We start from the raw sequence: 13,940 nt of genomic DNA, 5'->3' as shown, positions 1-13,940 counted from the left end.
GTTCGACTTGCATGTGTTAAGCACGCCGCCAGCGTTCGTCCTGAGCCAGGATCAAACTCTCCAACAATGTCAAATTTGATCGAGGCAAATAAATGCTCTCAAAGGAACCTCAAACGAGGTTTCAATACATAAGCTCTACTGGCTTAGTTCACTAGCACACTGTTGAGTTCTCAAGCAACACACCCCGAATCGCACCACCATCACAGCGGCCTTATCCGAAGCAGTCATTTCTTGGCTTTTGTCCGGAGCACACCCTAGCACCTGCTCGAAACTGCCGTTTCGGCGGGGGTAGAGTTACCTCTCCGGTTCGGGACCACCCACTCTACCACCATCCGGTGGGAGCTTGGTTCGTGTTCCCGGCGGCCGCTCGGTTTCCCTGGCGACGAAGAGAACATTACACGGCCCGAAACCGGCGTTTACAGGGGGGTCCCTTTTTTCGCGCCGACGCTCTGACCTGCGTCGATCTAGCTCTCCCCCGGTACCGGCTCGCCGTGGGTCGCGACGACGGTCAGCACGACGAGGGCGGCGGCGAGCCCCGCGGTGATGTGGATGGGCGCCGGCGTGAAGGACGCGGCGAGTACGAGCACCGCGGTCACCGGGAAGCCGATCGCGATCGGACGGCATTCGTTGCTGGGTCCGATGTGCATGAGCCAGACACTCAACAGGTAGATCGCGACGGGCACGGTCGTCGCCATGGCGGCGGGCAGGGAGGCGACGTGCCCGGTGTGGGTGTCGTAGTCGACCGCCACTTCGAGGCCGGCGCCGAGCGCGGCCGCCGAGGCGAAGATCAGGTAGTGCCCGTAGCCCCAGCTGGCGACGGTGAACAGGCTCTTCGCCTTCTCCAGCCTGGCGTGACCCGGCTGGTCGAAGTACAGCCACCACAACGAAAAGACCAGCACGAGCCCGGCGGCGGCGAGCGAGATCAGGCTGCCGGTGTGCTCGCCCTCGTCCAGCCCTTCCTTGACCGCGGTGGTCGCGCCGAGGATGGATTCACCCAGCACGATGATCGTGAACAAGCCGTAGCGCTCGGCGATGTGGTGCGGGTGCCAGCCCGTCCAGCGCTTGCGTTCGGCGATCACCGGGACCGCGAGCTCCGCCACCAGGAGCACGAAGAACGACGGCAGCGCCAGCGACTCCGGCAGGCCGAGGCGGACGACCCACAGGATCTGGACGATCGTGATGCCGATGGCGTAGCGCAAAGCGGCCGGACGGCATTCCGGATCGGTCCTCGCGGCGCGCAGCCACTGCACGACCATCGCGAGCCGCATCAGGACGTAGCCGGCGACCACGATCTTGAAGTCGCCTTCGAAGGCGGACGAGACACCGGCGGCGACGGTCAGTCCTCCCGCGATCTGCACCAGCGTCACCAGCCGGTACGGGACGTCGTCGGTGTCGAACGACGACGCGAACCAGCTGAAGTTCAGCCAGCCCCACCAGATCGCGAAGAACACCATCCCGAAGCTGAGCACGCCGTGCCCGATGTGGTTCTCGGCGATCGCGTGGTGCAGGCCGGCGGCGGCCTGCGCGACGGCGACCACGAAACACAGGTCGAACAACAGCTCCAGCGGGGTCGCGACCCGGTGCCCTTCCCCGGAATCGCGCATGGTCATCGGCCGGTACCAGACCCGCAGCCGATTCCGCCGAACAGAACTCTCCGCCATCGTGCTCCTCGCAATCTCGATCTGCGGAGATCTTCGCAGCCGGAAGCGGATGACACACTCGGAGAAACGCGCGGCGGGTGGGTCCGGGCCGGGTGCACCTCCCCAGGCGACCCGGCACGGACCCACCCGCGCGAATGCCTCACCGCGACCCGGCTCGCCAATGGTGCTGAGCCGGCCGCCGCCGAACGGTCCCCCGCGGACGCCGACGGCTGTCCACCGGCTCGTGACCGTAGGTGTCCATTCCTGAGAACTCCGGACTCACCACGATCGCTCCGGCCGATCGATCCATCCCCGATCGATCGACAGAAATACCACTGTCGGTAGCCGAGTCACAGCGGTGAAGGCTCCGTTAGGTGTACCCGGTTGCTCTGAGTAGCACCAGAGGATGACTGCCTCCGTCACTCGGATGGAGCATCCGATCTTGCCGAACGTAGTCGTCGGCCCGGGCGAAGACTCAGCCGCGTTGACTGTCGGCGGCTGCCCGCTCGGCTTCCTCCCGCTCAGTGAGCGAGCGTCGCTTCCTGCGCGCACGGAGTTCGATCACGGCGAGTAAGAGCGCCGAACTCGTCAACGCGGCGGCGCACAGCATCGCCGCGGTCAGCGCCGACGGATAGCCGCCGTTCGCGCCGAGCACCGCGTGGAAGACCGAGGCCAGCACGACGGTGCCGATCGCGGTGCCGATCCGTTGCCCGGTCTGCAACGCTCCCCCGGCCACTCCGGCCATCGACGTCGGGACGCATTCCAGCGTGAGCGTGGTGTTGGGCGAGATGACCATGCCGCCACCGACACCGGCGACGAGCAACGGCAACGCGAACCACCAGCCGGCCGCGGCTCCGGGATCCTGACCGGCGAGGACGGCGACCGTGACCATCCCGGCGATGACCATGACCAGTCCCGCGACGGTGAGCTTGCGGCCCCACTTCGGCACCAGCCTGCCCGCGATCGCCGCCGATACGGCCGAGCCGAGGGCGAAGGAGGTGACGGCGAGCCCGGATTGCAGTGGCGTGTAGCCGAGTCCTTGCTGGAAGAAGATGGCGAAGACCAGCCACATCCCGGTGAATCCGCTGAAGTACAGCGCGCCGACGGCGGCCCCCGAGGCGTATCCCGGGGTGCTGGTGAACAGCCGGGTGTCGAGCAGCGGCGGACGACCGCGCCGCACCATCGAGCGTTCCCAGCGCACGAACGCGAAGCCGAAGACGACCGCGACGACGAACAGCCACCACAGGCCGCCGAGCCCGCCCTGTTCGGATTCGATCAACGGGAGCAGGACACCGAGCACGGCGACACCCAGCAGCATGATGCCGACGAAGTCGATCTCACCCCGCAGGCTTCTCGCCGGGGCCTCGGCCTTCGGCAGCCATCTCAAGGCCAGCGCGAACGCCAGGATCCCGATCGGCACGTTCACGTAGAAGACCCAGCGCCAGCCTTCCGGGTCACCGAAGACGGCGAGGATCACGCCGCCGAGCACTGGCCCGACCGCGGTCGAGATCCCGACGGTGGCGCCGAACATGCCGAACGCACGGCCGCGTTCGGCGCCGCGGAACAGGTCCTGGATCATCCCGCTGTTCTGCGGCGTCATCATGCCCGAGGCGAAACCCTGCAGGAGCCGCGCGATGATCAGCGTCGTCTCGTTCGGCGCCGCGCCGGCGAACGTGCTGGTCAGCACGAACGCGGCGAGCGCGAACAGGAACATGCGGCGACGGCCGAGCGCGTCGCCGAGTCTGCCGCCGGACACCAGCACCAGCCCGAAGGCCAGCGCGTAACCCGAAACCACCCACTGGATCCCGCCGCTCGACGCGCCGAGGTCCTTCTGGATCGACGGCAGTGCCGTGTTGACGATGCTGACGTCGAGCAGCCCCATGAACCCGGCGGCGAGGGAGACGGCGAGCGCCTTCCAGCGCCGGGGATCGGGTTCGTAGGTGTTCATCAGGTGCTGGCGGCGATCCCGGGGATGCCCTTGAGCTCACCGATCAGCATCGACGTCACCTTGACCGGATAGTCGTAGAGCGCGAAGACCGTCTGGTTCTTGCCGACCAGCTTGAGGTGCACCGGGGTCTCGCCCTTGTGCGCCAGCAAGGTCTGCTTCAGCTCGCTGACCACCGACTGGTCGATCTTCTCCGCCGCGGCCAGCAGGACCAGCGGCAGATCGTCGTCGCCGTTGCCGACCTCGGACAGGTCGAGCGGCACGAGACCGCCACCGAAGATGGACATCTTGTCCTCGCGCCAGTTCACCCGGCCCTTGACCAGGACCGCGTTGTCCTCGATGAGGTCGGCGGAGAACATCGCGTACGACTTCGGGAAGTACAGCACCTCGAGCGAGGCGTCCATGTCCTCGATGGTGCAGATCGCCCAGGGCTCGCCCTTCTTGTTGACCCGGCGTTCCAGCGAGGTGATCAGCCCGGAGACGACCAGCTCGCCTTCCTTCGGCGGGTCGGCGAGGATCGCGGCGATCGGCCTCGGCGCGTGTTTGCGCAGGATGCGTTCGGCGCCGTCCAGCGGATGCGCCGAGACGTACAGGCCGAGCATCTCCCGTTCGTAGGCCAGGAGCTGCTTGCGCGGGTACTCCTCTTCGCCGAACTTCAGATGCGCGAGCGGTGACGAGGACGCCGCGGCTTCCGCGTCGTCGTCCCCGCCGAACCCGAAGAGGTCGAACTGGCCCATCGCTTCCTGGCGCTTGAGCGGGACCACGGCTTCGACCGCGTCCTCGTGCACCTGGATCATCGAAAGCCGCGTGTTGCCGAGCGAGTCGAACCCGCCCGCCTTGATCAGCGATTCGATGACCCGCTTGTTGCAGGCCACCAGCTCCGACTTGTCGAGGAAATCGGTGAAGGAGGAGTACTTCCCCTTCTCCTCGCGGGTCTTGATGATCGACTCGACGACGTTCGCGCCGACGTTGCGGACGGCACCCATGCCGAAGCGGATGTCCTCCCCGACGGCCGCGAACCTCAGCGCCGACTCGTTGACGTCCGGCGGGAGCACCTTGATCCCGAGGCGGCGGCACTCCGAGAGGTAGACCGCGGACTTGTCCTTGTTGTCACCCACCGAGGTGAGCAGCGCGGCCATGTACTCCGGCGTGAAGTTCGCCTTGAGGTACGCGGTCCAGTAGGAGATCAGGCCGTACGCGGCCGCGTGGCTCTTGTTGAACGCGTAACCGGCGAACGGGAGGATCGTGTCCCAGAGCGCCTTGATCGCCTCGGAGGAGAAGCCGCCGGGAACCAGCTCGCTCGACTTCATGCCCTCTTCGAAGCCGACGAACTCCTTCTCGAGGACCTCCGCCTTCTTCTTACCCATGGCGCGGCGGAGCACGTCCGCGCGGCCCATGGAGTACCCGGCCACCTTCTGGCCGATGTGCATGATCTGCTCCTGATAGACGATCAGGCCGTAGGTGTCGGCCAGGATCTCCTTCAGGGGCTCTTCGAGCTCGGGGTGGATCGGTTTGACCTTTTGCCGCGCGTTCTTGCGGTCGGCGTAGTCGTTGTGCGCGTTCATGCCCATCGGGCCGGGGCGGTACAGCGCGCCCACCGCCACGATGTCGTCGAACACCGTCGGCTGCATCCGGCGGAGCAGGTCACGCATCGGCCCGCCGTCCAGCTGGAACACGCCGAGCGTGTCACCGCGGGAGAGCAGCTTGTACGTCTCCGGGTCTTCGACGCCGAGGGTGTCGAGGTCGATGTCGATCCCGCGGTTGGTCTTGATGTTGTCGATCGCGTCACCGATGACGGTGAGGTTCCGCAGGCCGAGGAAGTCCATCTTCAGCAGGCCGATGGCCTCGCACGACGGGTAGTCCCAGCCGGTGATGATCGAACCGTCGTCACGCTGCCACAGCGGGATGGCGTCGGTCAGCGGGTCGCACGACATGATGACCGCACAGGCGTGGACGCCGGCGTTGCGGATCAGGCCTTCGAGGCCGCGGGCGGTCTCGAAGATCGTCTTGCACTCTTCGTCGGTCTCGACGAGGGCGCGGACTTCGGCCGCTTCGCCGTAGCGCTCGTGCTTCGAGTCGACGATGCCCGAGAGCGGGATGTCCTTCGCCATGATCGGCGGCGGGAGCGCCTTCGAGATCCGGTCCGCGATCGCGTATCCCGGCTGGCCGAAGTGGACGCGGGCGGAGTCCTTGATGGCCGCCTTGGTCTTAATGGTGCCGAAGGTGATGACCTGCGCGACCTTGTCGACGCCGTACTTCTCGGTGGCGTAGCGGATCATCTCGCCGCGACGGCGGTCGTCGAAGTCGATGTCGATATCGGGCATCGAGACGCGCTCGGGGTTCAGGAACCGCTCGAACAGCAGCTTCTGCGGGATCGGGTCCAGGTTGGTGATACCGAGGACGTACGCGACCAGCGAGCCGGCGGCGGAACCACGGCCGGGGCCGACGCGGATGCCGACCTTGCGGGCGTAGTTGATGAGGTCGGCGACGATGAGGAAGTAGGCGGGGAAGCCCTTCCCGATGATGACGTCGAGCTCGATCTCGATGCGCTCGTTGTAGTACGGGTCCGGCACGCCGTCCGGGTACCGCCACTTGAGGCCGCGCGCGACCTCTTCCCGCAGCCAGGTGCCCTGGTCGTAGCCGTCGGGGACCTCGAAGAACGGCAGCCGGTCCTTGTGCGTGTACACGTCCTTGTAGGACTCGACGCGCTCGGCGATCAGCAGCGTCGAGTCGGCGGCGCCGGGGACCTCCTTGTCCCAGTACTCCCGCATGTCGGCGGCCGACTTCAGGTAGTAGCCGTCACCGTCGAACTTGAAGCGGTTCGGGTCGTTCAGCGTCTTGCCCGCCTGCACGCACAGGAGCGCGGAGTGGGTGTCGGCCTGGTCCTTGGTGACGTAATGCGAGTCGTTGGTGGCCAGCGGCTTGAGGTCGAGCAGCTTCCCGACCTCGAGCAGCCCCTCGCGGACCGACCGCTCGATCGGCAGCCCGTGGTCCATCAGCTCGAGGAAGAAGTTGTCGGCGCCGAAGATGTCCTTGTAGTCCGACGCCGCCTGGATCGCCTCGGTCCGCTGCCCCAGCCGGAGCCGCGTCTGCACCTCGCCCGAGGGGCAGCCGGTGGTCGCGATGATGCCGTGGTGGTTCTCCGCGATCAGCTCGCGGTCCATCCGGGGCTTGCGGTAGTAGCCCTGCATGCTCGCCAGGGAGGAGAGCTTGAACAGGTTGCGCAGGCCGGTGGAGTTCTCGGCGAGCATCGTCATGTGGGTGTAGGCACCACCACCGGAGACGTCACCGCCCTCACCGAACTCGTCGGCGCCGCGCTGGTTCGACTGGCCCCAGAAGACCGGCTTCTTGTGGAAGCGGCTCTCCGGCGCGATGTAGGCCTCGATGCCGATGATCGGCTTGAGGTCGTGTTTGACCGCCTGCTGGTAGAACTCGTCCGCGCCGTACATGTTGCCGTGGTCGGTCATGCCGACCGCGGGCATGCCCAGGCGCGCCGCCTCCTTGAACAAGGGGGCGATCTTCGCCGCACCGTCGAGCATCGAGTACTCGGTGTGCACATGCAGGTGGACGAAGGAATCGTTCGACACCAGCGAAAACCTCCCCTAGGCAGACGGATCCCTGGCTGCTTGACGCGGGCCGGTCCTCCCACCTTATGCGCCGAGGTTCTACGGCGCCCTACGGGGTTGGACGGCCTTCGCGCGCTGCCGAGTCTGCTCGTTCGGCGAGATCGAATCCAGCTGCCTCGCCGGAGCGATCACCACCCGACTGGGCGCGAAGCCCGTCTCGCCGGGTCAGCCCAGCCGGGCCAGCCGTTGGTTGACCACCTCCCTGTCGAACCACTCCGGATCGAACCCGGCACCGAGTTCCTCGATCAGGTCTTCGTTGTCTTCGTCGTACGGATCACGCCGTGCCTCCAGCAACATCTCGTAACTCCGCTCGTCCTCGCATTCCGGCGGAGGCGCGGCGCGTTCGCCGCCGAGGCAGCTCGGTGCCTCGGGGAGGCCGACCAACCGCTCGACGCGGATCCAGTGCCTCCAGCTCTCCGCCTCGTAGACGAGCCGGTGGCCTGGCGAGGTGACGACCTGGCCGAGTGTCACTTCGTCGTCGAAACGATCGCCTTCGCAGCTCTGCGCGTCGACGCTGAAGCCCCCGTACGGGGTCTCGAACCGGTGATACTCCCGTTCGTCACGGTCGAACGCGGCCGCGAGGATCCGGTGCAGTCCGGCGAGGGTGACGTCGGAGCGGACTTCGACCCTTCGCCAGATCGCGTCGTCCGGCTCGGCCAGGGCGACCGCCAGCCACAGCCCCGTGGCCGGCCCGGGCGAGGGCAGGACGAGCGGCAGCGGATCGGCCGACGGTGTGCGCGGCAGCGGATCGTAGCCGGGAAGGCCGAGCCACCGGCGCAGCTGGGCCGCCCGCTCGGGCAGATCGGGCCTCGGATCTCTCCCCACCTTCAAGAGGTCGGGGATCCGCTCCCGAATCCAGGCGACGCTGTCCGCTTTGACGTTCAGCGCCGCTTCGACCTGGCTTCGGAACTCTTCGGGGGTCAGCGGGGCCTCGACCACTTCGAAGCCGTTGCGGAGCACCGCCAGAGCGTCCTCGGGGACGGGATGGAGCTCGATCACGTCGACCTCGCGACCGTTCACCACCACTTCGACGCCCACCGTGCGTTTGCCCGCGGTCAGCGTGGCGGCCAAGACCACCAGGTCCTGATCCGCCTGGCCTTGGACGACGCAGCCGGACAGCTCGATCGGCCCGTGGAGCAGCTTCGGCCAGCGCTCCACCCTGGACACGTCCAGGGGCGCACGCGTCGGATGGGAGCGCTGGTGCTTCGGTCTTTTGGCGGGCTTGCGGCCGCGGCTGACGGGGGACACGGGAGCAGTATCGCCATCGGCACCGACAGTTTCGGGGTCGTGAGCTGCGCTGATCGGAAAATGCTTGCCGACCTGGGCGTGGATGTGCAGACTGACCAGCCGCCAAGATCAACCGAACGCCCGGAGAGTTGATGATCGACCTGCAGGCCATGAACGAGCGCGTGATCGCGGAGTTCCGCGCGAACGGCCGCCACGGCGACGGTCTCCCGACCTTGCTGCTCACCACCACCGGTGCCCGCACCGGGCGACGGCACGTGACGCCGATGCTGTTCCTGGCCGACGACGACCGCTACATCGTCTTCGCCGCCAACGGGGGCGCGCCCGGGCATCCGGACTGGTACCGCAACCTGGTCTCGGAGCCGTCCGTCGACGTCGAAGCGGATGGAGAGGCCTTCGCCGCTCACGCGATCGAGGTCACCGGAGCGGCGCGGGACCGTCTGTTCGCGAAGCAGGCGAAAGCGTTCCCGAGGCTGGCCGAGCACCAGTCGAAGACCACGCGGCCGTTCCCGGTGATCGCGCTCAGTCGCGTATGACGTCCGGTGGGTCGTGAGTGGCGTTGCCATCGCTGCCCTTGCTCGCTTCCGCAGTACGTGAAGGCCACTCACGACCAACGTGACCTCTGTGACGCTGGCCACCTCAACGCTGGAATCCGGTGTCACCACGGAACTCCGCGGCTACGAAGGTGCCCAGCACCGGTTCCCATTCTCGGGCGGATACACCCTCGACGAGGACCTCGCAGGCTGGATCGAGGCGCTCGCCTGATCGCTTGACAAAGCGTTGGACCGACCGCACGATCTCGTCTCATGAACCTGTCTGACAGCCAGACAGCCGGACATGGTGGTCCACGACGCGTCAGCGCGATGGAGGCCGTTCTGGCCCATCTCCGCGGCGCCATCGAGCGTGGCGAATACCCCGTCGGCCAGAAACTGCCGTCGGAATCCGCGCTCGGCAAGGAGTTCGAAGTCAGCCGCTCGGTCGTCCGCGAAGCCTTGCGGGGACTGCAGGCACTGGGCCTCACCGTGTCCAAAACGGGCAAAGGGACCTTCGTGACCGCCACCGGGCCGGTCGAGAACCCCACCTTCGGGACCTACTCGGCCCGCGACCTGTTCGAGGTCCGGCGGCACGTGGAGATCCCCGTCGCCGGATACGCGGCCGTGCGCCGCAGCACCGACGACCTGGACCTGCTCGGCCATCTCGTCGAGCGCATGGATCTCGAAACCGACAACACCGCGTGGGTGGCGCTGGACTCGCTGTTCCACATCACCATCGCGCAGGCCTCCGGCAATCCGGTGTTCGGCAAGGTCATCGAAGAGATCCGGGACGCACTGGCCCGCCAGTCGTCCTTTCTCAACCAATTGGGGGACCGTCGGACCCGCTCGAACACCGAGCACCGTGAGATCGTCACCGCCATCGCCTCCGGATCCGAAGCGGACGCCGTCGCGGCGATGACCTCCCATCTCGAGCACGTCGAGGACGCGCTGACCACCATCGTGCGGCCGAGCCTCACGACGCACCAGAACAAGGACGACTGACACCGTGACCGAACAGACCCTCAGCGCGGACGGCAAAGCCGCGCCGGTGCCGGCCGACGCCGGTGACGCCGGCTACGACAAGGCCCTGAAACCCCGCCACGTCAACATGATCGCGATCGGCGGCGCCATCGGCACCGGCCTGTTCCTCGGCGCGGGTGGACGGCTCGCGCAGGCGGGCCCGGCGCTCGCGATCGTGTACGCGGTCTGCGGCCTTTTCGCGTTCTTCGTGGTGCGCTCGCTCGGCGAACTCATCCTGTACCGCCCCTCCTCCGGCGCCTTCGTCTCCTACGCCCGGGAATTCATGGGTGAGAAGGGCGCTTTCGTCGCGGGCTGGATGCACTTCCTGAACTGGTCGACGACCGGGATCGCGGATATCACCGCGATCGCGCTGTACGCGCATTTCTGGTCGTTCTTCACCCCGATCCCGCAATGGGTGCTGGCACTGATCGCGCTCGCGGTGGTGCTGGCGCTGAACATGGTTTCGGTGAAACTGTTCGGCGAGATGGAGTTCTGGTTCGCCATCATCAAGGTCGCCGCGCTGGTGACGTTCATGGGGATCGGGATCTTCCTGCTGGTCACGCAGCAGCCGATCGACGGCAACACGCCGGGCTTCTCGCTGATCTCCGACCACGGCGGGATCTTCCCGGCCGGGGTGCTGCCGATGGTGCTGATCGTCCAGGGTGTCGTGTTCGCCTACGCCTCGGTCGAGCTGGTCGGCGTCGCCGCCGGCGAGACGGAGAACCCGCGCAAGATCATGCCGAAGGCGATCAACTCGATCATGTGGCGGATCGGGATCTTCTACGTCGGCTCGGTGATCCTGCTGGCGATGCTGATGCCGTGGGACGCCTACTCGAAACAGGAAAGCCCGTTCGTCACCGTGCTCTCGCACATCGGCGTGCCGCAGGCAGGCAACGTGATGAACCTGGTCGTGCTGACCGCGGCGCTGTCCAGCCTGAACTCGGGCCTCTACTCCACCGGCCGCATCCTCCGGTCGATGTCGCTGGCGGGCTCCGCGCCGAAGTTCACCGGCGTGATGAACAAGAACCATGTGCCCTACGGCGGGATCCTGCTCACCTCGGCGGTTTGCGTGGTCGGCGTCGGCCTGAACGCGGTCGTGCCGAGCCAGGCCTTCGAGATCGTGCTGAACTTCGCCGCCGTCGGCATCCTCGGCACCTGGGCGATCATCGTGCTCTCGCATCTGTTGTTCGTCCGCAAGGCCAAGCTCGGCGAGGTCGAGCGGCCGTCGTACCGGCTGCCGCTCTCGCCCTACACCGAGATCGCGACGCTGATCTTCCTCGCCGCGGTCATCGTGCTGATGGGCTTCGACGAGGTCGGCCGCATCACCCTGTACTGCCTGCCGATCATCGGGCTCGCGCTGGTGGCGGGCTGGTTCGGGGTCCGCAAGCGGATCAACATGGACGTCTTCGAAAAGACGAAGCTGTGACCCCCGAGATCCGCGTGCCCGCGCACGAACCGCTGGTGCACCTCCTCCGCGACGGCATGGTCGAGGGGGTGCACCACGGTTCGGCCGTGGTGCTCGCGCCCGACGGCCGCGTGCTGTTCTCCGCGGGCGACGTCGAGGCGGCGTTCTATCCGCGTTCGGCGGCGAAACCCTTGCAGGCCACGGCGATGGCGCGGCTCGGCGTCGAGCTGGGCCCCGCCGGGTTCGCCGTCGGCGCGGCCAGCCACTCCGGTGAGGAGATCCATCTCGCGGAGGTGCTCAGGACCCTCGACGGTGCCGGGCTCACCGCGGAAGACCTTCGGACGCCGGAAGACCTGCCGTTCGACCCGGTCGAGCGCGACGCTTGGGTCGCTTCGGGACGGAGCGCGTCGAGGCTGGCGCACAACTGTTCCGGCAAGCACGCGGCGATGCTCGCCACCTGCCGACGGCACGGATGGTCCACAAAGGACTATCTGGACGCCGCGCATCCGCTGCAGCGCGCGATCGCGGAATGCGTCGAAGAGCTGACCGGACAGCGGATCCCGAAGGTCGCCGTCGACGGTTGTGGCGCTCCCCTGTTCGCGGTCTCGCTGCGCGGCCTCGCCCGCGCGGTGGGCAAGGTCGCCGCGGCGTCGGCGGGAACCCCGGAAGGCCTTGTCGCCGAAGGGATCCGGAAGCACCCGGAACTGGTCGCCGGCACGCGTCGCGACGTCACCGCGCTCATGCGCGCGGTCCCCGGCCTGATCGCCAAGGACGGTTTCGAAGCCGTCCAGGTCGCCGCGCTCCCGGACGGGACGGCGATCGCGATCAAGATCGCCGACGGCGGGGACCGCGCCCGCCGTCCGGTGCTCGCCGCCGCGCTCGCGCTGTGCGGCGTCGATCCGAACGTGCTGGAGCCCACCCCCGGACTGCGCGTGACCGGCGCGCTGGCCGAACTCGACCTCGCCGCCTGAGGAGCCTTCGATGCACCGCGTGGAACACGATCTGCTGGGGGACAAGGAAGTCCCCGCCGACGCCTACTGGGGCGTGCACACCGCACGGGCCAGGGAGAACTTCCCCATCACCGGCACCGCGATCTCCGCGTACCCGCATCTGATCGAGGCACTCGCCTCGGTCAAGGAGGCCGCCGCCCACGCCAACGCCGATCTGGGGCTTCTGGAGCCGGACGTCGCCGACGCGATCCGCCGGGCATGCCGTGAGATCCGCGAAGGCGCGCTGCACGACCAGTTCGTCGTCGACGTCATCCAGGGCGGCGCGGGCACCTCGACGAACATGAACGCCAACGAGGTGATCGCGAACCGCGCGCTCGAACTGCTCGGGCACGAGAAGGGCGATTACGCCCGCGTGCACCCGAACGAGCACGTGAACCTCGGGCAGTCGACCAACGACGCGTACCCGACCGCGGTCAACGTCGCGACGATCATCGCCGTGCGCGAACTGGCCGAGGCGATGGTCGTGCTGGAGCAGGCGTTCGCGGCCAAGGCCGTCGAGTTCCACGATCTGCTGAAGATGGGCCGCACACAGTTGCAGGACGCCGTCCCGATGACACTGGGGCAGGAATTCGGCACCTACGCGGTCATGCTCGGCGAAGACCGGCTGCGGCTCACCGAGGCGGTGACGCTGCTGCACGAGATCAACCTGGGCGCGACCGCGATCGGCACCGGGCTCAACGCCGCGCCCGGGTACGCCGAAGCCGCCGTCGCGCACCTTCGCGAGATCACCGGCCTGCCCGTCGTGTCCGCCGCGGACCTCATCGAGGCGACGCAGGACTGCGGCGCGTTCGTGCACCTTTCGGGCGTGCTCAAGCGGATCGCGGTGAAACTTTCGAAGAGCTGCAACGATCTTCGGCTGCTCTCCTCCGGACCGCGGGCGGGGCTCAACGAGATCAACCTGCCGCCGGTGCAGGCGGGGTCGTCGATCATGCCCGGCAAGATCAACCCGGTCATCCCCGAGGTGGTCAACCAGGTCGCGTTCGAGGTCATCGGCAACGACGTCGCGGTCACGATGGCGGCCGAGGCCGGGCAGTTGCAGCTCAACGCGTTCGAGCCGCTGATCCTGCACTCGCTTTCGGAGAGCATCACGCATCTGCGGTCGGCCTGCCTGGTGCTGGCGGAACGCTGTGTTTCCGGGATCACCGCGAACGCCGGCGTGATGCGGGGCTACGTCGAGAACTCCATCGGACTGGTGACCGCGTTGAACCCGAGCATCGGGTACGCGGCCGCGACCGAGATCGCCAAGGAGGCGCTGGAGACCGGGCGCGGCGTGGCGGAGCTCGTCGTCGAGAAGGGCCTTCTGCCCGCCGAGGAACTGGCGAAACTGCTGAAGCCGGAGACGCTCGCCCGGCTTTCCTGAGACCAGCGGGGCGGTACCGGGCGGTCCGCCCCGCGCCAGTGTCATGAAAGATGCTCCTATTGATGTCAAGGGGTGTGGGTGAGGTTGGCGAGGTCTGCGATGAGGGCTTGGTGGATTTCGCGGGCTATGTAGCGTTTGAGGCAGCGGATGATGTGG

At 67.3% G+C, this 13,940-nt stretch carries 10 protein-coding genes and 1 rRNA gene; 6 read left to right on the top strand and 5 right to left on the bottom strand.

The features are described 5' to 3' along the window. The 5 genes from ACSMFO_RS40040 to ACSMFO_RS40020 form a co-directional block, all read right to left on the bottom strand. Nucleotides 1-67, bottom strand: a 16S ribosomal RNA gene (locus tag ACSMFO_RS40040); the annotation flags it as partial. A 397-nt stretch (nucleotides 68-464) separates the two neighbouring features. Next, nucleotides 465-1,661 (bottom strand): low temperature requirement protein A, encoded by a 1,197-nt coding sequence (locus tag ACSMFO_RS40035; RefSeq protein ID WP_436462522.1) that lies wholly within the window; start codon nucleotides 1,659-1,661, stop codon nucleotides 465-467. A gap of 454 nt (nucleotides 1,662-2,115) precedes the next feature. Further along, the gene (locus ACSMFO_RS40030; RefSeq protein WP_436462521.1) at nucleotides 2,116-3,588 is read right to left on the bottom strand and encodes an MFS transporter; all 1,473 of its coding nucleotides are present in this window, start codon (nucleotides 3,586-3,588) and stop codon (nucleotides 2,116-2,118) included. Then, nucleotides 3,588-7,172, bottom strand: coding sequence for a DNA polymerase III subunit alpha (dnaE, locus tag ACSMFO_RS40025; RefSeq protein WP_436462520.1), 3,585 nt, complete (start codon nucleotides 7,170-7,172; stop codon nucleotides 3,588-3,590). The genes ACSMFO_RS40030 and dnaE overlap by 1 nt, the downstream gene beginning before the upstream one ends. Before the next feature lie 204 nt (nucleotides 7,173-7,376). Then, nucleotides 7,377-8,459 carry a plasmid pRiA4b ORF-3 family protein gene (locus tag ACSMFO_RS40020; protein WP_436462519.1) on the bottom strand — a complete coding sequence of 361 codons (1,083 nt, stop codon included), beginning with the start codon at nucleotides 8,457-8,459 and terminating at the stop codon, nucleotides 7,377-7,379. Between the two features lie 131 nt (nucleotides 8,460-8,590). On the opposite strand from ACSMFO_RS40020, the gene ACSMFO_RS40015 reads away from it, so the two are divergent. The 6 genes from ACSMFO_RS40015 (at nucleotide 8,591) to aspA (ending at nucleotide 13,784) form a co-directional block, all read left to right on the top strand. Then, complete coding sequence (locus tag ACSMFO_RS40015) at nucleotides 8,591-8,992, top strand: nitroreductase/quinone reductase family protein (RefSeq protein WP_038510089.1); 402 nt, start codon at nucleotides 8,591-8,593, stop codon at nucleotides 8,990-8,992. Between the two features lie 88 nt (nucleotides 8,993-9,080). Continuing rightward, nucleotides 9,081-9,221 carry a hypothetical protein gene (locus ACSMFO_RS40010; protein WP_436462518.1) on the top strand — a complete coding sequence of 47 codons (141 nt, stop codon included), beginning with the start codon at nucleotides 9,081-9,083 and terminating at the stop codon, nucleotides 9,219-9,221. 98 nt (nucleotides 9,222-9,319) lie between these two features. Further along, nucleotides 9,320-9,991 (top strand): FadR/GntR family transcriptional regulator, encoded by a 672-nt coding sequence (locus ACSMFO_RS40005; RefSeq protein WP_350577433.1) that lies wholly within the window; start codon nucleotides 9,320-9,322, stop codon nucleotides 9,989-9,991. Between the two features lie 4 nt (nucleotides 9,992-9,995). Further along, the gene (locus tag ACSMFO_RS40000) at nucleotides 9,996-11,435 is read left to right on the top strand and encodes an amino acid permease (protein WP_073848995.1); all 1,440 of its coding nucleotides are present in this window, start codon (nucleotides 9,996-9,998) and stop codon (nucleotides 11,433-11,435) included. Further along, the gene (locus ACSMFO_RS39995) at nucleotides 11,432-12,385 is read left to right on the top strand and encodes an asparaginase (RefSeq protein ID WP_436462517.1); all 954 of its coding nucleotides are present in this window, start codon (nucleotides 11,432-11,434) and stop codon (nucleotides 12,383-12,385) included. Before ACSMFO_RS40000 ends, ACSMFO_RS39995 begins: the two co-directional genes overlap by 4 nt. Before the next feature lie 10 nt (nucleotides 12,386-12,395). Then, nucleotides 12,396-13,784, top strand: a complete 1,389-nt coding sequence (gene aspA, locus ACSMFO_RS39990; RefSeq protein ID WP_378373095.1) for an aspartate ammonia-lyase — start codon at nucleotides 12,396-12,398, stop codon at nucleotides 13,782-13,784. Nucleotides 13,785-13,940: the final 156 nt, after the last annotated feature.

It is taken from the genome of Amycolatopsis sp. w19 (assembly GCF_051373225.1).
Taxonomy (GTDB): Bacteria; Actinomycetota; Actinomycetes; order Mycobacteriales; family Pseudonocardiaceae; genus Amycolatopsis; species Amycolatopsis japonica.
This window is presented reverse-complemented; position numbering and strand designations above follow the sequence as displayed.

Coding starts and splice junctions, on each gene's coding strand:
- aspA (WP_378373095.1), top strand. CDS start 12,396: ATGCACCGCGTGGAACACGATCTGCTGGGGGACAAGGAAGTCCCCGCC.
- ACSMFO_RS40005 (WP_350577433.1), top strand. CDS start 9,320: ATGGAGGCCGTTCTGGCCCATCTCCGCGGCGCCATCGAGCGTGGCGAA.
- ACSMFO_RS40035 (WP_436462522.1), bottom strand. CDS start 1,661: ATGGCGGAGAGTTCTGTTCGGCGGAATCGGCTGCGGGTCTGGTACCGG.
- ACSMFO_RS40015 (WP_038510089.1), top strand. CDS start 8,591: ATGATCGACCTGCAGGCCATGAACGAGCGCGTGATCGCGGAGTTCCGC.
- ACSMFO_RS40030 (WP_436462521.1), bottom strand. CDS start 3,588: ATGAACACCTACGAACCCGATCCCCGGCGCTGGAAGGCGCTCGCCGTC.